The organism is Synechocystis sp. LEGE 06083 (genome assembly GCF_015207725.1).
Taxonomy (GTDB): domain Bacteria; phylum Cyanobacteriota; class Cyanobacteriia; order Cyanobacteriales; family Microcystaceae; genus Synechocystis; species Synechocystis salina.
Genome location: NZ_JADEWJ010000035.1, coordinates 1 through 19,834 on the forward strand (window position 1 = coordinate 1; position 19,834 = coordinate 19,834).

The window sequence follows — 19,834 nt, forward strand, 5'->3', positions numbered from 1 at the left end:
CCAGCAACATTTCCGAAAAGAGTTGTTTGCCTCCGATCGCCACGCTGACCATGGCCGGCGGATTATCGAGCACATACCATTGTTGGTTGTCATAGCGGAGCCGAAATTCCCAATGGTTTTGCAAACACTGCATCCAATGCCAGAGGAGAAAGGCAAAAAAACTGCCCCTGCCGCTCTTGTGCCGCTGGTAAACCCCATAGGCATTGGTCACATCCAACTGTAGGGTCAAGTCAATATAGGGAATTTGCAATAGGTGATCGTCGGTGAAAAAATCTAAAGACCAATCGAGATAACCTTCCCTTTCCTCGGGAGTTAAAAGACGAGGCTGATAGCGAACGGGAATTTCCATGCGCCTAGCGGATTGCGATTTTAATGGTGGATTTAATTCCTGAAAAAAGTTGGGTACAACCTAATGCAACTGGAAGATAAACGTAACCAAGTCCCCTTTGCCCAAAGAAAGGCGATCGCCGGGGCGGAGTAAATGACGATTGCCAGGGGGGAGGGCTGTGTGATTGACGTAGGTGCCATTGGCACTGCCTACATCTTCCAGGAAATACTCATTATCTTCCAGACGGATATCGGCATGGACCCTAGACACCACATCGGAATTAGCAAAACCCGATACATCAATATCTGGCGGCACCTTATCGTTGGGTTTTCCCACGTGGATAACAGCCATGCCCACAGGAATTTCCAACGTGGTTTGGGTCTGCACATGGACAAGAGAAGCACCCTGGGGTTGGAGTTGGGTGCCCACGGGGAATGGGGCTGGCGTGGAAGAAACTTCGGGAATGGCCGGAATGGGTTCGCTATTTTCCGGAGCCACGGCGATCGGGGTGGGGGTCTCTTCCTCCTCCGGGGCCGTTACCGCCAATTGCTGGGGGTCAATGGTCTGTCCACAGTTGCCGCAAAAGGTAGCATCACTTTGCACGGGGCTACCACAATGGGGGCAAGGCATCAGGGTGGGCAAGGGCGTAAAGCAGGCCTCACACTGGATGGCCCCTTCTGGATTGGTGTGGTTACAGGTGGGACAGACAGCCATAGATAATTGGGGATTAATGATTAGATGCCAAAGCAAGGTATGGCAGGATTCTCTATCAATCCTAGCGAAAAAGTTGTATTTCCCATCGTTCTTGCTCCCGGTGAACAAAACCGCCACTATAGTCTGAATTGCCCCCGTGGGGGGAGGACGGTCGGGGAAAGTGAAGTGCTAAGGTAAAGGGCGATCCTACGGTGAAATTCTGAGTTTTTTTGATGAGTGACGACACCCCCCACCCTGAGTGGCAATTAGCTCCCCAGGAAAACCTTATCCGATTATCCCTGACCCTACCGACGGTAACGACGGCCCCCGATTCCCCCAGTTTGGTGTTTTCCCATCAACAACTGCAACAAAGTTTGACCAATTATCTGCGTATTATGGCGGGGCGGTGGCAAGACCAGACCCTGGTGCGGTTGGCAGTGAATAATCAACTGTTGGACACCAGACAACTCCAGGCGATCGCCGCTGGTCTGAAGGAACAGAACCTGACGTTGCAATGGGTAGAAACCAACCGTCGTCAAACCGCTGTGGCCGCCGCTAGTGCAGGCCTTTCCGTGGATCAAACCATGGCCGACAAGCCCTTGGTAGACCCATCTGAGGTTCCCTTGCCTCCCAAACCTTTGGTGGTGCGCCATACTCTCCGTTCTGGGGGGGAAATTCGCCACAGTGGAGATGTAGTCATTATCGGTGACGTTAACCCTGGCAGTAGCATTGTGGCCGACGGTGACATCCTTATCTGGGGCTGTTTGCGGGGTATGGCCCATGCTGGTGCGAAAGGCAATGACCAGGCTGTTATTATGATCCTGCGGTTGGCCGCCTGTCAGATCCGCATTGGCGATCGCCTAGCTAGGGTGGGGGCCGATGCCGTTGATCGTCGCGAGCCCGAAATCGCTTATATTACTTCAGAAGGTATCCGTCTGACCCCGGTGCGTCAGTTTCAGCGTTCTGCCCTTTTCTAAAATCTTTACCCCTTGCCCACTAACAGTTTCGAGTCCAAGTTATCACCGCACGTTATCAGCCAACTATGAATCGGATTATTGTTGTCACTTCGGGCAAAGGTGGAGTCGGAAAAACCACCACCACCGCCAATTTGGGAGCGGCCCTAGCTCGATTGGGAAAAAAGGTTGTCCTGATTGATGCGGACTTTGGCCTGCGAAATCTGGATTTATTGCTGGGGTTAGAACAACGCATTGTTTACACCGCCATCGACGTTTTAGCCGATGAATGTACCATCGATAAAGCCCTGGTAAAAGATAAACGTCTGCCCAATTTAGTCCTCCTCCCCGCCGCCCAAAACCGGTCAAAGGATGCGATCAACGCCGAACAAATGCAGTCCCTGGTGGAACAACTCAAGGACAAATTTGACTACATCATCATCGACTGTCCCGCTGGCATTGAAGCTGGTTTTCGCAATGCGGTGGCTCCAGCCCAGGAGGCAATCATCGTCACTACTCCAGAAATGTCGGCGGTGCGGGATGCGGACCGGGTAATCGGTCTTTTGGAAGCGGAGGACATTGGCAAAATTAGTTTGATTGTCAACCGCCTGCGGCCAGAAATGGTACAGCTTAATCAAATGATAAGTGTGGAGGATATCTTAGACCTGCTAGCAGTGCCCCTTATCGGTATTTTGCCGGACGATCAAAAAATTATTATTTCCACCAACAAAGGGGAACCTTTAGTAATGGAAGAAAAGCTATCCGTGCCGGGGCTAGCATTCCAAAATATTGCCCGCCGCCTAGAAGGCCAAGACATTCCCTTTCTGGATTTCATGGCCGCCCACAATAGCCTACTCAACCGTATCCGCCGTCGTCTCTTGGGGGGTTAATCCCATGGATTTGCCCTTTTTCCGTTATGACCCAACAGCCAGTGAGCGAAAACCAGCATGATTTTGGAATTGATTGAAAGGCTCTTTAGCCGGAGTGGCAAAAATAGCGGCGAAGATGCCCGTCGGAGGCTCAAACTGGTCATCGCCAATGATCGATCGGGACTCAGTCCAGAAATGATGGAGGAAATGCGACGGGAAATTGTGGAAGTGGTAAGTCGCTATGTGGAAATTGACCCTGGGGAGATGGAGTTTTCCTTGGAAAGTGACCAACGGATGACCGCTTTAATTGCCAATTTGCCGGTGCGTCGGGTGCGTCGAACCAAGGCCCGGTCAGAAGCCCAGGAAGGATAGGGGTTAGTCTTGCTAAATATTGATGCCCTAACAGCGTTGACCAATTTACCCATTGCCACCCAGGTTATTATTCTTGGCACTGCCCATTGCTTACTGGGGCTCACCGCCACGGCGATCGCCTATGGGAAAGGCCGCAATTTCCGTCGTTGGCTGGCGATCGGTTTAATTGGGGGTACTCCCGCTTTGGTAGCAGCTATTTTGCTCAAGAAGGTTTCAAAATAATTTTTCCCAATTCATCAAAGTAAAATAGTTATTAAGGGTAGAGTAACTTCCGAACTTAATGTAGAAAAATCTCCTTGGACAATAACTGCAATAAACTTTTCTAAGGCGATTTTTTACTAGATTAGAACCTTCATTTTTCCGAGATTTATGCTAGCGAATGTAACCGGAGGTCGTAGGAGTGCTATTCCAAGAGCGATGGTCATGGCATTTATTGGTATTTTGTAACTAATTCATCCCCGGCTAAGCCTACGCCGATATTGGTAAAAACTGTGAGTGCATTTCTGCTGACCTTAAACTGGCCATAATTTTCACCAGGTTAAGCTGGGGTAAGATCAACCTGATTGTCCCCATTGTCTTCTCCCCTGCCATTGGCATCTTGCCCCCATGATCCAAGCTATGCCCTCTGTCTCCACCGTTAACTTTAAAGATCCTGATTACTATTTCAATCGGGAATTAAGTTGGTTAGCCTTTAATCAACGGGTGCTCCATGAAGGTTTGGACGACCGCACTCCCCTGTTGGAAAGACTAAAGTTTTTGGCGATTTTTTGCTCCAACTTGGACGAATTTTTTATGGTGAGGGTGGCGGGGCTCAAGCAACAGGTAGAAGCGAATGTCACCAAGTTGACGGCGGATGGTCGTACCCCTTCTCAACAGCTGAAGGAAATTAGCAAAAGTCTGCGACCCCTGGTGTATCAGCAAAACCAGGTCTTTGAATATGTGCTCAAGGAAAAATTGACCGAGGAGGGGATTTTTCTCAATGATTATGTGGACCTCAGTCAGGAAGAACGGCATTATCTGCACCGCTTTTACGATGACCATATTTTCCCGGTTTTAACCCCCTTGGCGGTGGACCCCAGCCATCCTTTTCCCTACATTTCCAACCTCAGTCTCAATCTAGGCGTGGTGGTACGGGATCCCGACACGGACGAAGAATTATTTGCCCGGGTGAAAGTGCCCCCCACTCTGCCCCGCTTTGTGGCCCTGCCGGAGGATGTGTGCCAGCCCGATCCCAACAAGCCATGGATCTGGACTGGTGTGCCCCTGGAGCAAGTCATTGCCCACAATTTGGCTTCCCTTTTCCCCGGTATGATCATCCAGGAGTGTCATTTGTTTCGGGTGACCCGTAACGCGGACATTGCAGTGGAAGAAGATGAGGCTGACGATCTACTCTTGGCGATCGAAGAGGAATTACGGAAACGTAGGGTGGGTAAATCCGCTGTGCGCCTGGAAATTAATGCTTCGACTCCCAAAAATATTCGCGATCGCCTGATGACGGACTTGGGGCTAGAGGAAATTGACGTTTATGACATTGACGGCCTGTTGGGATTAAAGGATCTGTTCTTTTTCCTTTCTCTGCCTGCTCCCCATCTCAAGGATGAACCCTGGGCTTCCGTGATCCCTCCTCGCTTGAAAAATGTCTATGAATTGGTCGACGGAGATGAAAATGGCCGAGTCCAGCAGGAAGGGGTAGATATTTTCAGCCTGATTCGCCAGGGGGACATTTTAGTTCACCATCCCTATCAATCCTTCAGCGCTTCGGTGCAACAATTTATTACCCAAGCGGCCTACGATCCCCATGTATTGACCATTAAAATGACCCTGTACCGCACTTCGGGAGATTCTCCCATTGTTAATGCTCTCATTGCAGCGGCGGAAAATGGCAAACAGGTGGCGGTGTTGGTGGAACTAAAGGCCCGCTTTGACGAAGAAAATAACATTAACTGGGCCAGAAAATTAGAACAGTACGGTGTCCATGTGGTTTATGGATTGGTGGGGCTAAAAACCCACACTAAGACGGTACTAGTAGTGCGCCAAGAAGGCCCCGATATCCGTCGTTATGTTCACATTGGTACTGGTAATTACAATCCCAAAACTGCTAAGCTCTACACCGATTTGGGGCTCATTACCTGTCGTCCAGAATTGGGCAATGACCTGACCAATTTGTTTAATTTTCTGACTGGCTACTCCCGCCAAAAGGATTACCAAAAACTACTGGTGGCCCCCGTCAATATGCGGGAAAGAATGGTGGCCATGATTGAGCGGGAAGCAGACCACTGTCTAAATGGGGGTACCGGTCGCATTGTGGCCAAAATGAATTCCCTGGTGGATACCCAGATTATCCGTGCCCTCTATGCCGCTTCCCAGGCCGGGGTGCAGATTGATCTAATTGTGCGGGGCATTTGTTGCCTGCGGCCAGGGGTGGAAAATGTCAGTGAAAATATTCGGGTAATCAGTGTGATTGGTCGTTTGTTGGAGCACTCCCGCATTTTCTATTTCCACAATGGCGGTGAAGAAGAAATTTACATTGGTAGTGCTGATTGGATGAGTCGTAATCTAACTCGACGGGTGGAGGCGGTGGTGCCCGTGGAACAGCTGGATCTCAAACAGGAATTACAGTCTATTTTGGGCATTCTTTTGGCCGATAATCGCCAAGCTTGGGAGCTACAACCCGATGGCACCTACGTCCAGCGTCGTCCCGCTTCCCCGGAGCAAAGCCAGAGTGCCCAGGCAATTTTCACGGCCCAGGCGATCGCCGAAAGTACGGAAGACCCAGAAATACGTTAGGGATGATTAATTGCTCTGAGCCGCCGGGGGCCCTGGGGGAGTTTCTTTCTTAGCGGGGGGCTGGCTGGGGTTAGCTGGAGGGGTAATGCCCTTGTAATGCTGGTAAGCGGTGCGGGAAATATCTTGAATTAGTGAACGTCCCGCCACATCGTTATGGGGTCGGGTGGCCAACACTGCTCCCACATAGCGTTTGCCATTGGGCATATCCACTATGCCCGCATCCCCGATGACTGTGCCAATGTCGCCGGTTTTATGGGCAATTTGGGCGTTTGGTTCTAACCCCTGGGGCAACAGGGTGCGGGTTTTGGTCTGTTGCATGATATTCAACAGGCGATCGCGGGATTTGAGGGATAACAATTCCCCTCCCTGCAATTTGACCAACAATAGGGCTAAATTCTGGGGACTGGTGGTATTGGTGCCTTCCAAATCCGGCAGGTAATTATTAATTTTCGTTTGGGGCATCTGCCATGCCTGAAAGCGTTGATTGAGAAATTCCTTACCCCCCAGCCGTTTGATCAACATATTGGTGGCGGTGTTATCGCTGATGACAATCATTTTGGTCACCACTTCCAAGGCCGGATAGCTGGAGCGTTTGCCCACGTCGTATTGCATCGTGCCCGCTTCCCCCACAATCACATCTTCCGTTAGGGGCAGTTCTTCGTGGAGTTGGATTTTGCCCTGGTCCACCGCTTCAAAAAAGGCGATCGCCACGGGAATTTTAATGGTGCTGGCGGCGGGTAGCTGGGTGTCCCCTTTAGCATTGGCGAATTGGCCGTTATCTACATCGATGAAGTAGGAGTAGGAGTTGATTGCTGGAGCTTTGGAGGTACCCAGGGCAGTTAACTTCTGGGTTAACGCTTGATCCTCTTGGATGGGCTTAACTTGGTTGGAGTCCGCCGTGGGGGCACTAGCCGCTGTAGTTTCCTGGTTTTCGGCTGTTTCCGGTGTGGCCGTTGCTGGAGTTCCCCGCAATTTATCGGTTTCTGTAGTAACCCAACCCGCAATGGAAGCTAGCACCTTTTGGGGATAAATAGCCGGCTGATCCGCCTGGGCTTGATGGGGATCCTTCGCTGTGGCCAAGGGGGCGTCATCCTGGTCTCCCTGGATAAATTTGGTGGGGCTAAAGGTGGTAATGGCCGTACCGGCGATCGCCCCGATGCCAATGCCCACAATGCCAAGACGAACAGACGTCAACAAACTCTTTTGCCACCAACTGAGGGGTTTACTCGGTTTACGGGGCCGGGGGCTGACATTTTTGCCCTTGCCCACGGATTTCACCTCGGTGGAGCTGACCACCTTCAGGGGGTTGACCTTGGTTTCCCCTGGCTTTGGGCTTGATTGTTTCTGATCTGTTTCTATGGAAGCATCGGCCTGTTCCCCAACCTCCGGAACGGTGGCGCCGATGGGGGGAGTGGATATACCGGAGATAACCCGGAGATTACGGCGTTGGGCGCGGCGAGACTTAGGACGGCGGGGCATAGAAGTAATCATGGTGAGGCTGGAGGGGCATTAACCCAGAGGAGGATCGGTCATTAAGGGGGGAGCGGCCTTTCCATTAGTTCAACACTCTAAAACGAAGCACCCATACAGGACAAGAACTTGGCAAAAGTTTATTGGCCAGGCCATCACAATCCCCCCTTTGGTTGCTCGGGATGACTAATTTAAAGTTTAATTTGTTGCGCTAGCCAATCAATTTGTCCCAAAATTCCCCGCAATAGGGCCACTTCTTCGCTGTTTAGTGCGGCTCGCTGATAAATTCTGCGTAATTTCGCCATTTTGCTAGGGGCGGTGTGGGGATATAAAACTTGGATATTGAGCAAAGTTTTCTCCAAGTGCTGACAGTAACTATCCAATTGACCGTTGGTGGCTAAGGGCACCATTGACCCATCCTCCTGGCGATCGCCTGGGGCTTGATTGTCTGTCCCCATGGCCAGGTTAGCTTGGTACAGCTCATAAGTACAGACCATCACCGCTTGGGAAAGGTTCAAGGAAGGATATTGGGGATGGACGGGGATACGGACAAAACGGTGGGCTTGGTTGAGTTCTTCGTTACTGAGGCCACTGTCTTCCCGGCCAAACACGAGGGCACTTTTTAAATTCGGGGCCAGCAACCAAGGCAATGCTTCGCGGGGGGTTTCCATGGGAGATTGCAAAATTCGCTCCCGGGCACTGGTGGCAATGATGCGCTGGCGATCGCCTAGGGCTGTGGCCAAATCATCCACCACCCTCGCTTGGGCTAGAACTTCTTTGGCATGGACTGCCATGGTTTGGGCCTCAACACTCTGATAATCGCAACGGGGATTGACTAAAATTAATTCCCCTAAACCCATATTCTTCATAGCCCTGGCGATCGCCCCTAAATTTCTTTCTCCCTGGGGCTCCACCACCACAATGGCAATATTTTCCAAATTAGTATCCTCCAAAAGTTTTAGATGAAGTTTTAAATTCGCGGGCGACAATGGTGGAAATTTTCAATACACTCTACAAATATCGATAAAATTACGCCTCAATTCTTCGTTCACTTGATCCATATTTGAGACTTTAACAAAAAGTGAAAAATGTATTTATCCAATCCTAAAATGGCTTTTCCTTCTGGTGGCGACTACCAAAAATATAGGTAAATACAAAGGTAAATTCACAACCAATAAAAAATACTTGAAAAATCAAATAAATCCACAGCAACAATACCATTACATTGCCCACCACACCGTAGGCCTGCAAATTTTCTCCAATGCGAATGATGCCACTACCAACCGCATTTTGTAAAACCATCATGGCAGCAGCAGTCAAAATTGCTCCAGGAAAAATATCCCACCATTGCAGACGAGTCGGAGGCAAAACTTTAAACAACGTGATAATAACTGCGGTAATAACAAAATAGGAAATGCCAGTCTGGAGGGTAGTAATTAACGCCAAGCTATCAAAGGTAATCCAAGGAATGGATTGTTCAAACTCTCCTAAAACAGTCAGAATAATTTTGGCAGCCAGGTTAGCAAATATAGACAATAAAAACACCATCACCGTGCTTAACACAAGCAAGAAAGCCAGAATCTTATTTCTAATAAAATTAAAAGCATGTTGTTTAACCCCGGCATTTTCCTTGGGTCGATGAACCACAGCCCAGATTTTACTAACACTTTGATTAAGGGCATCAAAAATCCGGCTAGAAGTTAGCACTAAAATACCAAAACCGATGATCCCAGCACTAAAGCTACTTTGATTAAGATTGGTCAATGCCTGCTGAAAAACCGTAAAAGGTTGTTCTGGCAAAATATTTTGGGCAAAGCTAATTAGTTGCAAATAATAGTTTGATTCTGATCCCAACAACCTACCAGCAATACTCAACATGACAAGGCAGATGGGGAAAAGGGAAAACAGGGCATAGTAGGCTAGGGCGGCCCCCATGTCCATGCAGTTATCCTTTTGCCATTTCAGAAATGTTTGTAATATCAACTGACTGATGCGGGCTGGTAAAATCACAGTCCGAAAAAAGTTAATTAACCGCTTCAGTTGGGCGAAATTATTCCCCATCAATCAGATAAAAATGAAAAAATTACCAAGGTGGACCCAAATCGGTCTGATTTCCAGTCTCTCCCCAATGGGAAGATACACTGACCCAAACTGTATCGAAATCGCTCGAGTTGGAGGAAATTTTTAGACCGGATTTGGCCCACCTCTACCTAGGATAGTTAATTATCCTCGGTAGGGGAAAAACCCATGGTTACCGCTGGGACACCACTTCCTTGTCCTTAGCAAGAAACTGCTCTAGGTCTTCCAGCATTTCCGCATCAACTTTGGTTTGCATGGGGCAGAACTTGGGCCCACACATGGAGCAAAATTCAGCGGTTTTGTAAATGTCTGCCGGTAGGGTTTCGTCGTGGTACTCCTTGGCCCGTTCCGGGTCTAGGGCTAACTCAAACTGGCGATTCCAGTCAAAGTTGTAGCGAGCCTTGGAAAGCTCATCATCTCGGTCCCTGGCCCCTGGGCGATGGCGGGCAATGTCGGCGGCGTGGGCAGCAATTTTATAGGCAATCAAACCGTTGCGGACATCTTCGGCATTGGGTAAACCTAAGTGTTCTTTGGGGGTGACGTAACACAACATAGCAGTACCATGCCAACCGGCGATCGCCGCTCCGATGGCGGAGGTAATGTGGTCATAACCGGGGGCAATGTCCGTCACTAAGGGACCCAAGACATAGAATGGTGCTTCACTGCACTCTTCCATTTGCTTTTTAACGTTGAACTCAATTTGGTCGATGGGTACATGGCCGGGGCCTTCGACCATGACCTGCACGTCATGCTCCCAAGCCCGTCGGGTCAATTGGCCCAAGGTTTTTAGTTCAGACAATTGGGCGTCATCGGAAGCATCATGGGTACAACCGGGGCGTAGAGAATCCCCCAAACTGAAGGAAACATCATACTTTTTGAAGATTTCGATAATCTCGTCAAAGTGGGTATAGAGGGGATTTTGCTTGTGGTGGTGCAACATCCATTTGGCTATAATGCCTCCCCCCCGGGAAACAATGCCGGTAATGCGAGACTTCACTAGGGGTAAATACTCGATCAGTAATCCCGCATGGATGGTCATATAATCCACCCCTTGCTGGGCATGCTTTTCGATGATGTGGAGAAAGTCATCGGGGGTCAGATTTTCAATGCTACCGTGGACACTCTCCAGAGCTTGGTAAATGGGTACGGTACCAATAGGGACGGGGGAAGCATTGATGATGGCTGTACGAATCACATCTAAGTCACCGCCGCCGGTGGATAGATCCATTACCGTATCAGCACCATACTTGACTGATAGCAGTAATTTTTCCACTTCCTCATCAATGTTGGAAGAGTTGGGGGAAGCACCAATGTTGGCGTTAACTTTACATTTGGAAGCAATGCCGATCGCCATCGGTTCCAGATTGGTGTGGTTGATGTTGGCGGGGATAATCATACGTCCCCGGGCCACTTCGTCTTTAATCAACTCAACGGGCAGATTCTCTCGCTTCGCCACATAATCCATTTCCTCGGTGATCACCCCTTTGCGGGCATAATGCATCTGGGAAACATTGGTTTGTCCCTGGCGCTTAGCAACCCAAGCAGTTCGCATACAAATTTCCTCGAATGGTGAGCTTCCCTCCGCTGGTATTACCCAGTCTCAGGTTCTAAGGGTTTTTCTCAGCCTAGCCATCTAGACACCCCTAGCTATGGCAAATTTTAGCATCATTTTTTGAGGGACTAGAAGGGAAGGTCCTCACTTAACCAATAAAAACAGCAGATTACACGAGAGTGTCAAGTAGATAATGATATGAGATCATAGAGAATGTTGGCTAATGAGATTTTGAAAAGTTGTTACGCAACTGGCGGCTTTCATTACTTTCTTGAAACTCTCTAATATTTTTTGCGTTTCTTGCTCTTTTTGTCGTCGGAGTAGTTCCCTATAGGCCGACCTATTGTTTAAATGAGAACTGCCAGCTTTTCTACTTTTGCTAGAAATTGATGCCTCTACCAGGAATGCTGTAAGTGCCGCGAACTCCCCTCTCGCTTATATTAGCTGTCGATCCTCTACCCTCGATGGACAAGCTAGTTCCACTTTTGTCTAGATTTAACCTAATGCCAGGCGCTATTTTGATCGACTTTCTGAACCTGAATCTCATTTAGCTCTACCATCCAACTAAAAGCCAGAATGGCTCGATTCTAGTCTACTGCAGGACCAAAGAACAACATTCAGGAAACAGCTCCAAATGCTAATTACCACCCAACATAGTCGAGGCTATTTTTAATATTATTGTATAGAGTATGCACCAAAGAACTCCCCGGGTAGGATTCGAACCTACGACCAATCGGTTAACAGCCGACCGCTCTACCACTGAGCTACCGAGGATTGACTCAACGATTCAACATCATAGCAACTACAAGTTCGTTTACACAAGCCCCTTTTTAAAAAAATCTCAAATTTCTGGGCAGGCTCCCAGCTTGAGTCCAATTTGTCTCAATCGCCCTATGGCAGGGGGCCAATGTTGACCGCTATGCTGAAGCAGAATCTTGTTTGCCATTGCATGGCTGAACAGCCTGATTTTTCTCTCCTCACCCGTCAAGTTTTATGTTGACCCACCACCGTCGTCCGGTTTGCCTATCGCTTATTTCCACTGATTTGCCCATTCTTTCCACCCTGGAGACCGCCGCTACCCTCTACCAAAAGGATTTGAACCGCTTTCATCTCCTACTGCACCAAGAACAGGAGCAAAGTCCCGGCAGGGACCAACAAGGGCCATCCACAGCTCAGTTACTGTGGTTAGAACTCTCTCCCCGGCGCATTGTGCTGACTCGCCAGGGCAATAGTCAATTTTCCTATCGTCATTTTTGGGAGCAGGGAGTTTATGGCATTAGCCGCTATTGGCTCAATGAGCAGGAAAGACACCTGAGCGATTCCTTCCAGTTACGGAATTACACTAGGGACATTACCTTACAGGGGTCCCCATTACCGGAATTTTTGCGGGTGGAATATGAACTCTGGGCCGCCCAGGAGTGCTTAGGCCATTATGTGTTGCATTTGGAAATTTACCATTAAGTCCCCTAACTCCTAATCCCCTGGCGATCGCCGTGGCCATATTTTTGATCCGCCATTGATTCAACTAAGTATTCTGATTTATGCACCAAGCCCAGGCCGAAAGGCTACTGTTTACCCCTGCTTCCCCCCAAGCTGATGCAGTGCCGTTAATTTTCGCCTTTCCTAACATTTATAGTGTGGGCATTACCAGTTTGGGCTACCAAGTGATTTGGTCAACCTTGGCCCAACGAACCGATGTGCAGGTGAGTCGCCTTTTCACCGATGCCCAAGAAACTTTACCCCGATCGCCAGAGTTGCTTGGTTTTTCTTTTTCTTGGGAGTTGGACTACAGCAATATTTTGACCCTGTTGGAACAGTTGCAGATTCCCCTGCTGGCTAAGGAGCGGGGCCCCGGGGATCCGTTAGTATTTGGGGGCGGCCCGGTGCTGACAGCTAACCCGGAACCCTTTGCCGACTTTTTTGACCTCATTTTGTTGGGGGATGGGGAAAATTTAATACCAGATTTCATTGATGGCTACCAGGCAATACGGCCCTGTTCCAGGGAGGAAAAACTAGAAAAACTGGCCCAAATTCCCGGCATTTATGTGCCCAATTTGTACGAGGTGAGTTACGAATCCGCTGAGGGCAAAATTAGTCACATCCACCCCAGCGTCACCGCCATTCCGGCCCAGGTGAGCAAGCAAACCTACCGGGGCAATGTCCTCTCTGCTTCGACAGTGGTGACGGAAAAAGCCGCTTGGGAAAATATTTTCATGGTGGAAGTGGTACGCAGTTGCCCCGAAATGTGTCGCTTTTGCCTCGCTAGTTATTTGACGTTGCCCTTTCGGCCGGCGGATACGGAAAAGTCTTTACTGCCCGCCATTGAACGAGGTTTACAGGTGAGCGATCGCCTGGGATTATTGGGAGCTTCCGTCACTCAACATCCGGAATTTGGCCAATTGTTAGATTACCTAGGCAAACCCGAATTTGACCACGTGCGGCTCAGCATTGCCTCGGTACGAACCAATACGGTGGATGAAAAATTGGCCCAAACCTTAGCTAAGCGGGGCACCAAATCCTTAACCATTGCCATTGAAAGTGGCTCGGAAAAGTTACGACAAATTATCAACAAAAAACTAACCAATGAGGAAATTCTCACTGCTGCTCAACGGGCCCAGGCGGGGGGATTACAGGGGCTAAAATTCTACGGCATGGTGGGGGTGCCAGGGGAAACCATGGGGGACGTGGAAGCCACGGTAGCTTTATTAAAACAGGTGAAAAAAGTCGCCCCCGGTTTACGCCTCACCTTTGGCTGTAGCACATTTGTGCCTAAGGCCCACACCCCTTTCCAATGGTATGGGGTCAACCCAGAAGCCAAAGAGCGTCTGCAATTTTTACAGAAAAATCTGCGTCCCTTAGGCATTGATTTTCGCCCCGAAAGCTATAACTGGTCAGTGATGCAGGCTTTAATTTCCCGTGGCGATCGCCGTTTGGCCCCATTACTTCTACTCACTCGCCATTACGGAGACACGTTGGGCAGTTTTAAGCGGGCCTTTAAGGAATTGAAGGGACAATTACCGAGCTTAACGGATACGGTCCATGCCGATTGGTCAATCACAGATCAACTCCCCTGGCAACATTTACTGGGCCCTTTGCCCCAAACCACGTTGATAAAACATTTACAAACCGCCCAGGAGTTTTTTTGATTCTTTTAAGTCTATTTATCCTTGGGCAACTTCCCCCAGGGTGGCAAAAAACTCTGGATAGGAAATAGCGGCCGCTTCCGCCCGGTTGAGGATTGTTTGCCCCCCACTACCCAAAGCGGCGATCGCCAAAGCCATGGCAATGCGATGATCCGTCAAGCTATCCACTTCTGCCCCCTGTAACGGGATTCCCCCCTGGATTTCCAGCCCATCAGCAAATTCGGTGACCTTGGCCCCCATTTTGCCCAACTCCGAAGCAATGGCCGCCAGGCGATCGCTCTCTTTCACCCTCAATTCTGCGGCATCTTCAATGCGGGTAGTGCCCTCTGCAAAGGCCGCCGCCACCGCCAAAATGGGAATTTCATCAATCAGTCGGGGAATAATCTCACCGCCAAAGGTACAGCCCCGGAGACGGCTGGATCTAACCCGCAGGTCTGCCACTGGTTCCCCCGTTACCAACCGTTCATTTTCCGGGGTAATGTCCGCCCCCATCTGGTCCAATACTTCCAACACCCCCGTCCTGGTGGGGTTAATGCCCACATTTTCCACCAACAATTCTGACCCAGGCAAAATGGACGCCGCCACCAACCAAAAAGCTGCGGAGCTAATGTCCCCTGGCACCACCACCCGCTGCCCAGTCAAATGCGCCGGGCCGTGGACAGTGACGCTATGGGTTGCCGAATCAATAGTTAACTTAGCCCCAAAGGCCTGTAACATTCGTTCACTATGGTCCCGGGACAAGGCTGGTTCCGTGATGGTGGTGTCCCCCTCAGTGGTTAACCCTGCTAGTAACAGGCAGGACTTCACCTGGGCTGAAGCAATGGGGGAATGGTAATGGATTGGTTTTAATTGGCTACCCTGTACTGCTAAAGGGGCAAACTTGCCGTTATTCCTGGCCCAAATTTTTGCCCCCATTTGTTGCAAGGGTTGAATTACCCTCGACATGGGTCTTTGCCGGAGGGAATCATCCCCAGTGACGGTGAATAGACAATCCCTTTGCCCGGCCAGTAAGCCCAACATTAATCTCATGGTGGTGCCAGAGTTACCAGCGTCCAAAACGGTACTTGGTTCCTGCAACTGTCCCAGACCCCGACCTTGAACGATAATTTTTTCTGAATTCAGTTCGCTGATTTGCGCTCCCATGGCCCGAAAACAATGGGCCGTACTACGGGGATCTTCCCCCAACAATAGTCCTTCGATGATTGTTTCTCCGGTGGCGATCGCCCCTAACATTAAGGCTCGATGGGAAATGGACTTATCCCCAGGTACCCGCAGGCGGCCGGTCAAAGCTACCCCCTGGGCAGGAGGATTAATAGTTAAACGTTGGTGGGATTGATAATTGTTGAGGGAAAGCAGGGCCATGGAGGGGACAAATTAGGGGCAGGGAAGACCAAGCTAAATTGTATTGGCATTTCTGCCCCCCGCCAAATTTTCCTGGGTTGGTCAGGGAAGCAAAAAACATCGTTACCATGGTTAGTGGAAAGGCGAACAGTTTGTTAATCTTGACAGGCGATCGCCTAGGAACCATTGCCAGACCAGAGGCCAAACCCATGAAATCCCATTTTTCTTCCCCGTGGAAATTAGTTCTGCTTGCCGGCACCGTTTTTGTGATTGGTTCTCCCAGCACCGTTGCAGCCCAATCCTATAACCCAGTGGAACCTTTCCCCGAAGACTTACCAGCCACGGGCAATATTAACGACCTTGATGGCCTCCAGGAACGTCAAGTAGAAGATTGGTTCCCCGAGCAAAATACGGGGACTGATTCCCAAACCTTGTTGGAAATTAACACCACCAACACCCCTCCCTTGAGTGTCAATGACCGCAGTAGTCAAATCAAAGAAGAAAATGATTGGCAGCGAAGCTCTTCTGGGGAACCCAAGCAAACAGGTTCTGGTTTTCCCCTCGGTACTTTTTAGTTGATCAGTAGTAGGGCATTGTCTCCCCATAATTGCGGGAGGCAGCCCGTTTTCCTTAACTCCCGTCCCCTTCTCTTGCCCCATCCATCTGACCATGTAGCAATTGTTCTTCCCCCAGGAGCCCTAGACCAAAATCATTGTTCCCGCCCCGGCCGCAAATTTTTCAGGGGAGCTTGACAGAACTTGGAATGGTGCTGGTAGAATAACAAAGGTTAATCAATGGGGTGTAGCCAAGTGGTAAGGCAGCGGGTTTTGGTCCCGCCATTCCTAGGTTCGAATCCTAGCACCCCAGTTCTAATAGGGTTCAGACTTTTTCCTCCTTCCCCATGTTGCCGTTACCCCAGGGGGGTGAGTTTAATCTAGTTCCCCCAGGGACTCCACCTCCTGCTCCAGGCTTTCCTGTAAATTCTTGATGAAATGACTCAGCTTACCCCGTTCAATGTAGGGCCAGCCACCACTTTCTTCTATGTCTCTCAGTAGGCCATATAAACCCCGACGGGTATTGGGCAAGGCCGGTTCAAAATAGTCGATGCGAATGCGACGGTGGAGAGATTCCAAAACCCTAAGGAGCTGTAGCAAACGGTCATGGTCGTCCTGGTAATCTTCCGCCAGGGCCTCGGTGGTGGTCATGAGGGCTTCTAACTCAGGAGTTAGACATAATTTTTGGTTGATCGATTCCATTGATTCCAATAAAGCTCAGTTAGGCAGATGGGCTGTTCGCAAACAAACACCAACCCAAATGATAGTGGTTTGTGGCCAAGGCCTTGCTCTGACCCCCTGGGGAAATGTCCCTTCCGGCGAGATGACTGGTAAGGTAACGAAAGTTTGGTAGAGTGGATCTCGTTAAAATATGCCTATTTTGTCCATAATCCCTAGGGTTGCATCCGTGTAAGTCTGGAGCCGGACAAGGCCTGAAAAAGACAAAAAATTTGAGATTGACTTAAGCGAGGTTAAACCATGAGGTTTCGTCCGTCTATTGTGGCTTTGCTTTCAGTCTGCTTTGGACTACTAACGTTTTTATATAGCGGCAGTGCCTTTGCGGTTGATAAGAGCCAGCTTACCTACGATGACATTCTAAATACGGGCCTAGCTAACGTTTGCCCTGAAATTTCTTCCTTCACCAGAGGCACCATCGAGGTGGAAGCAAATAGTAAATATTTTGTTTCCGACTTCTGTATGGAGCCCCAGGAGTACTTTGTTAAGGAAGAACCCATTAATAAACGCCAAAAGCCTGAATACGTTAAAGGTAAGGTCTTGACCCGTCAAACCACCAGCCTGGAACAGATCCGAGGCACCATTGCCGTGGCCGCCGATGGCACGCTGACTTTTAAAGAAAAGGATGGGATTGATTTCCAACCGATTACGGTGTTATTACCCGGTGGTGAAGAGGTACCTTTCTTTTTCACGGTGAAAAATTTCACTGGTACAACGGAGTCCGGTTTCACTTCCATCAACAGTTCCACGGATTTTGTCGGCAATTTCAATGTGCCCTCCTACCGGGGAGCTGGTTTCTTGGATCCCAAAGCCCGGGGTCTTTACACTGGCTATGACAATGCGGTGGCTCTGCCTTCAGCGGCGGATAACTTCAGCACCAATAAGAAGGAAACTCCCCTGGGTAAAGGTACCCTTTCCTTACAGGTAACCCAAGTGGACGGTTCCACTGGGGAAATTGCCGGTATTTTTGAAAGTGAACAGCCTTCCGACACTGATTTGGGTGCGAAGGAACCCCTTGATGTGAAAGTCCGGGGTATTTTCTACGGTCGGGTTGACACCGATGCTTAATTTTTGCTTTGGTAGCTGACTGGTTTTAGTCGGTTACTTTGACGAGCTGAATGATTTGGCGATCGCCGTTGGGGTGGTCGTCTTTTTTATGAGTTTGTAGTTTTTACAATTCTTCTGCCATGGGTTAATTACCAGTCATCCTGGCGTTGGGGTGGAGGGCTATGCCAATCGGCGTAACGGCTTTGGTAAACTTCTGGTTCTGGCAAAGTGGCTTCGATTAATTCTTCTTCCAGGGTGATTAAATTTTCTAGTTCTGGCAATGGTTCTAGCTGTTCTGGGGTATTTTCAACCGTCTCTTTACCCCAAAAATCTTCCAGGGGTTCCACCACTTTGGCGATCGCCTGTTTGACGAAGGCCTGAATGAATTCATCTTTGCGGCTGAGTTGAAATTGTTGTTCCACCACCTGGGCCACACCGCCATCGCCCCAATCCTGATCCTGGCGGAAATATTGAATAAAACTTTTGCCAGCAATGCGAGTCAGATAAGCCGCTGTGACCCCCTGGATAGCTTTACCGATGATGTAGGTGGTGAGTTGCAACTGCATGGCCTGGGCCATCAACTCCACCGCCCCTTTGACAATACCTAGCCCCACAAAGGTTTTACCCAGGGAAATTGCTAATTCTTTGCCCCGATCGCCGTCAATTTCACAGCCATAGACCCGACCAATTTCCACTACCATCTGGGCGTTGATGGCCGTAGTGGCCAACAAATCAATCACCGGCAGAGGCGTAACCGCAATGGCCCCGGCCCCAATCCACTGATAACGGTCAATGATTTTCATCGCTTCCCGTTGCCGTTGTTGCTCGATAATTTGCCTAGCTTCCTCCCCTAGCCGTTGGGATTGCAACAGGATATTATCCGCCATCAAATCGTCCCCATCACTACGCAATACGGCGACTAAACGTTTGACCAAAGGCTCAATTTCCGGCTCTGGCCTCATCAGTAATCCCGGTTGAATGGCTACATCCTGGGGTCGGGCGGCGATCGCCAACACATCTTCCGGGGGAATAAAGGCTTTGACCCGTTGCCGGAGGGTTTGCAATAAGATCTCTACCTCATCGGGGGGATATAAATCAGCTTTATTGAGAATTAGCAGAGATCTCTTGCCAATTTTAGCCAGGGCCCTGAGGGGTTCATATTCGGACTGGCGCAGGTCATTATCCACCACAAACAAAAGTAGGTCCGCCTCCGTGGCCAATTGCCGAGCTGCCGTTTCCCGTTCGGTACCGCGCACCCCCGCCTCCAAAATGCCCGGTGTATCGGTGATTTCCAAGTCCCGACTGACCCCATCCAGGTAAAGGTAATATTTCTCTCCGGCGATCGTGGTGCCCATGGTGGGGGCCACTTCCCCCTGAATTTGCCCTAATAAGGCATTAACCAAAGAGGTTTTGCCCGCCGCCCCTGTGCCAAATACCACCAGGTTCAAATTACCCCGTTGCAACTGGGCTTCAATTAAGCGGGTTTTTTCCAGCAAAGCTTTTTGGGCCACCTGGTCTTGAATTTGCTGCATCTGCCGCCGCACTGCTTGTAGATTGGCCGCCGCTGTTTCGTTTTTTTGCTCTGGTAATTTAATGCGTCGCCGTTTTTTAGCGGCAGTATCTTTGGGCTGGTTGGCTAGGTTGAAATAGTAAAAAAAAGTAGCAATTAACAGGGCCAGCACCCCAATCACTAGCAAAATGACAATGTTGGCCAAAAAAGGAGAAGTCCAAGCCACCTGGGAGTAGAGCCTCAGAATGGCGTCGATGAGCCAAATCACCATCCCCAAAATGAAGCTCACAGCGAGGACAATGGTCAGTAAACGGGGCAGGGGCATGGGCAAAAAGGGAAAAATTCCAAGACAATGCTTGGCATTGAGCCTTGATCATAACAGTGGCAACGCAGTGCCTAGG

Annotated in this window: 18 protein-coding genes, 2 tRNA genes, 1 pseudogene and 1 riboswitch; of the genes and pseudogenes, 10 read left to right on the forward strand and 11 right to left on the reverse strand. The window is 49.6% G+C overall.

What is annotated here, in order from left to right:
• Both IQ219_RS04415 and IQ219_RS04420 read right to left on the reverse strand, forming a co-directional pair.
• Positions 1–349 (reverse strand): annotated as a pseudogene (locus tag IQ219_RS04415) (hypothetical protein); the annotation flags it as partial.
• A 60-nt stretch (positions 350–409) separates the two neighbouring features.
• Complete coding sequence (locus IQ219_RS04420; RefSeq protein WP_190598686.1) at positions 410–1,042, reverse strand: FHA domain-containing protein; 633 nt, start codon at positions 1,040–1,042, stop codon at positions 410–412.
• Positions 1,043–1,254: 212 nt separating this feature from the next.
• Between IQ219_RS04420 and minC the strand changes: the two genes are divergently transcribed.
• From minC to ppk1, 5 genes are all read left to right on the forward strand, one after another.
• A complete protein-coding gene (gene minC, locus IQ219_RS04425; RefSeq protein WP_190598687.1) occupies positions 1,255–1,998 on the forward strand; it encodes a septum site-determining protein MinC in 744 nt (247 codons plus the stop codon).
• 65 nt (positions 1,999–2,063) lie between these two features.
• Complete coding sequence (gene minD / locus IQ219_RS04430; RefSeq protein ID WP_194018716.1) at positions 2,064–2,864, forward strand: septum site-determining protein MinD; 801 nt, start codon at positions 2,064–2,066, stop codon at positions 2,862–2,864.
• 57 nt (positions 2,865–2,921) lie between these two features.
• Positions 2,922–3,215 carry a cell division topological specificity factor MinE gene (gene minE, locus IQ219_RS04435; RefSeq protein ID WP_190598689.1) on the forward strand — a complete coding sequence of 98 codons (294 nt, stop codon included), beginning with the start codon at positions 2,922–2,924 and terminating at the stop codon, positions 3,213–3,215.
• Between the two features lie 9 nt (positions 3,216–3,224).
• Complete coding sequence (locus IQ219_RS04440) at positions 3,225–3,437, forward strand: hypothetical protein (protein WP_228016705.1); 213 nt, start codon at positions 3,225–3,227, stop codon at positions 3,435–3,437.
• 384 nt (positions 3,438–3,821) lie between these two features.
• Positions 3,822–6,002: a polyphosphate kinase 1 gene (ppk1, locus tag IQ219_RS04445; protein WP_194071854.1), complete on the forward strand. Its 2,181-nt coding sequence runs from the start codon at positions 3,822–3,824 to the stop codon at positions 6,000–6,002.
• A 6-nt stretch (positions 6,003–6,008) separates the two neighbouring features.
• Here the strand turns inward: ppk1 and IQ219_RS04450 are convergent, their stop codons facing one another.
• The 6 genes from IQ219_RS04450 to IQ219_RS04475 all read right to left on the reverse strand — a co-directional run bounded on the left by IQ219_RS04450 (position 6,009) and on the right by IQ219_RS04475 (position 11,877).
• Entirely contained in the window at positions 6,009–7,493 is a 1,485-nt protein-coding gene (locus IQ219_RS04450) for a serine hydrolase (protein ID WP_194071855.1), read from the reverse strand.
• A 170-nt stretch (positions 7,494–7,663) separates the two neighbouring features.
• A complete protein-coding gene (locus IQ219_RS04455) occupies positions 7,664–8,410 on the reverse strand; it encodes a TrmJ/YjtD family RNA methyltransferase (RefSeq protein ID WP_194071856.1) in 747 nt (248 codons plus the stop codon).
• Between the two features lie 166 nt (positions 8,411–8,576).
• A complete protein-coding gene (locus IQ219_RS04460) occupies positions 8,577–9,533 on the reverse strand; it encodes a YihY/virulence factor BrkB family protein (RefSeq protein WP_194020644.1) in 957 nt (318 codons plus the stop codon).
• A 190-nt stretch (positions 9,534–9,723) separates the two neighbouring features.
• Positions 9,724–11,103, reverse strand: a complete 1,380-nt coding sequence (thiC, locus tag IQ219_RS04465; protein WP_194071857.1) for a phosphomethylpyrimidine synthase — start codon at positions 11,101–11,103, stop codon at positions 9,724–9,726.
• A gap of 7 nt (positions 11,104–11,110) precedes the next feature.
• Positions 11,111–11,206: riboswitch (TPP riboswitch) on the reverse strand.
• A 276-nt stretch (positions 11,207–11,482) separates the two neighbouring features.
• On the reverse strand, positions 11,483–11,650 hold the full coding sequence (locus tag IQ219_RS20495) for a DUF4236 domain-containing protein (RefSeq protein WP_194071858.1): 168 nt from the start codon (positions 11,648–11,650) through the stop codon (positions 11,483–11,485).
• Positions 11,651–11,805: 155 nt separating this feature from the next.
• Positions 11,806–11,877 (reverse strand) — tRNA-Asn (locus tag IQ219_RS04475).
• Between the two features lie 219 nt (positions 11,878–12,096).
• On the opposite strand from IQ219_RS04475, the gene IQ219_RS04480 reads away from it, so the two are divergent.
• Positions 12,097–12,564: a hypothetical protein gene (locus tag IQ219_RS04480; RefSeq protein WP_190598696.1), complete on the forward strand. Its 468-nt coding sequence runs from the start codon at positions 12,097–12,099 to the stop codon at positions 12,562–12,564.
• Between the two features lie 80 nt (positions 12,565–12,644).
• Positions 12,645–14,249 (forward strand): radical SAM protein, encoded by a 1,605-nt coding sequence (locus IQ219_RS04485; RefSeq protein WP_194071859.1) that lies wholly within the window; start codon positions 12,645–12,647, stop codon positions 14,247–14,249.
• Positions 14,250–14,264: 15 nt separating this feature from the next.
• Here IQ219_RS04485 and aroA read toward each other — a convergent pair whose 3' ends face one another.
• The gene (aroA, locus tag IQ219_RS04490; RefSeq protein WP_194071860.1) at positions 14,265–15,608 is read right to left on the reverse strand and encodes a 3-phosphoshikimate 1-carboxyvinyltransferase; all 1,344 of its coding nucleotides are present in this window, start codon (positions 15,606–15,608) and stop codon (positions 14,265–14,267) included.
• Positions 15,609–15,715: 107 nt separating this feature from the next.
• On the opposite strand from aroA, the gene IQ219_RS04495 reads away from it, so the two are divergent.
• Together IQ219_RS04495 and IQ219_RS04500 are read left to right on the forward strand one after the other, a co-directional pair.
• Positions 15,716–16,162, forward strand: a complete 447-nt coding sequence (locus IQ219_RS04495; protein ID WP_228016706.1) for a hypothetical protein — start codon at positions 15,716–15,718, stop codon at positions 16,160–16,162.
• A 220-nt stretch (positions 16,163–16,382) separates the two neighbouring features.
• Positions 16,383–16,454: transfer RNA gene (locus tag IQ219_RS04500), tRNA-Gln, on the forward strand.
• Positions 16,455–16,516: 62 nt separating this feature from the next.
• Here IQ219_RS04500 and IQ219_RS04505 read toward each other — a convergent pair.
• Positions 16,517–16,843, reverse strand: coding sequence for a hypothetical protein (locus IQ219_RS04505; protein ID WP_199309739.1), 327 nt, complete (start codon positions 16,841–16,843; stop codon positions 16,517–16,519).
• Positions 16,844–17,119: 276 nt separating this feature from the next.
• On the opposite strand from IQ219_RS04505, the gene IQ219_RS04510 reads away from it, so the two are divergent.
• Positions 17,120–17,944 (forward strand): photosystem II manganese-stabilizing polypeptide, encoded by an 825-nt coding sequence (locus IQ219_RS04510; protein ID WP_194071861.1) that lies wholly within the window; start codon positions 17,120–17,122, stop codon positions 17,942–17,944.
• 128 nt (positions 17,945–18,072) lie between these two features.
• Here IQ219_RS04510 and IQ219_RS04515 read toward each other — a convergent pair whose 3' ends face one another.
• Positions 18,073–19,758, reverse strand: a complete 1,686-nt coding sequence (locus IQ219_RS04515; RefSeq protein ID WP_194071862.1) for a DUF697 domain-containing protein — start codon at positions 19,756–19,758, stop codon at positions 18,073–18,075.
• Positions 19,759–19,834 lie beyond the last annotated feature (76 nt).

Bases quoted from the DNA above. Each gene is read 5' to 3' on its own strand.
- IQ219_RS04420 (WP_190598686.1), bottom strand. From the start codon at position 1,042: ATGGCTGTCTGTCCCACCTGTAACCACACCAATCCAGAAGGGGCCATC.
- minC (WP_190598687.1), top strand. From the start codon at position 1,255: ATGAGTGACGACACCCCCCACCCTGAGTGGCAATTAGCTCCCCAGGAA.
- minD (WP_194018716.1), top strand. From the start codon at position 2,064: ATGAATCGGATTATTGTTGTCACTTCGGGCAAAGGTGGAGTCGGAAAA.
- minE (WP_190598689.1), top strand. From the start codon at position 2,922: ATGATTTTGGAATTGATTGAAAGGCTCTTTAGCCGGAGTGGCAAAAAT.
- ppk1 (WP_194071854.1), top strand. From the start codon at position 3,822: ATGATCCAAGCTATGCCCTCTGTCTCCACCGTTAACTTTAAAGATCCT.
- IQ219_RS04450 (WP_194071855.1), bottom strand. From the start codon at position 7,493: ATGATTACTTCTATGCCCCGCCGTCCTAAGTCTCGCCGCGCCCAACGC.
- IQ219_RS04460 (WP_194020644.1), bottom strand. From the start codon at position 9,533: ATGGGGAATAATTTCGCCCAACTGAAGCGGTTAATTAACTTTTTTCGG.
- thiC (WP_194071857.1), bottom strand. From the start codon at position 11,103: ATGCGAACTGCTTGGGTTGCTAAGCGCCAGGGACAAACCAATGTTTCC.
- IQ219_RS20495 (WP_194071858.1), bottom strand. From the start codon at position 11,650: ATGAGATTCAGGTTCAGAAAGTCGATCAAAATAGCGCCTGGCATTAGG.
- IQ219_RS04480 (WP_190598696.1), top strand. From the start codon at position 12,097: ATGTTGACCCACCACCGTCGTCCGGTTTGCCTATCGCTTATTTCCACT.
- IQ219_RS04485 (WP_194071859.1), top strand. From the start codon at position 12,645: ATGCACCAAGCCCAGGCCGAAAGGCTACTGTTTACCCCTGCTTCCCCC.
- aroA (WP_194071860.1), bottom strand. From the start codon at position 15,608: ATGGCCCTGCTTTCCCTCAACAATTATCAATCCCACCAACGTTTAACT.
- IQ219_RS04495 (WP_228016706.1), top strand. From the start codon at position 15,716: ATGGTTAGTGGAAAGGCGAACAGTTTGTTAATCTTGACAGGCGATCGC.
- IQ219_RS04505 (WP_199309739.1), bottom strand. From the start codon at position 16,843: ATGGAATCGATCAACCAAAAATTATGTCTAACTCCTGAGTTAGAAGCC.
- IQ219_RS04510 (WP_194071861.1), top strand. From the start codon at position 17,120: ATGAGGTTTCGTCCGTCTATTGTGGCTTTGCTTTCAGTCTGCTTTGGA.
- IQ219_RS04515 (WP_194071862.1), bottom strand. From the start codon at position 19,758: ATGCCCCTGCCCCGTTTACTGACCATTGTCCTCGCTGTGAGCTTCATT.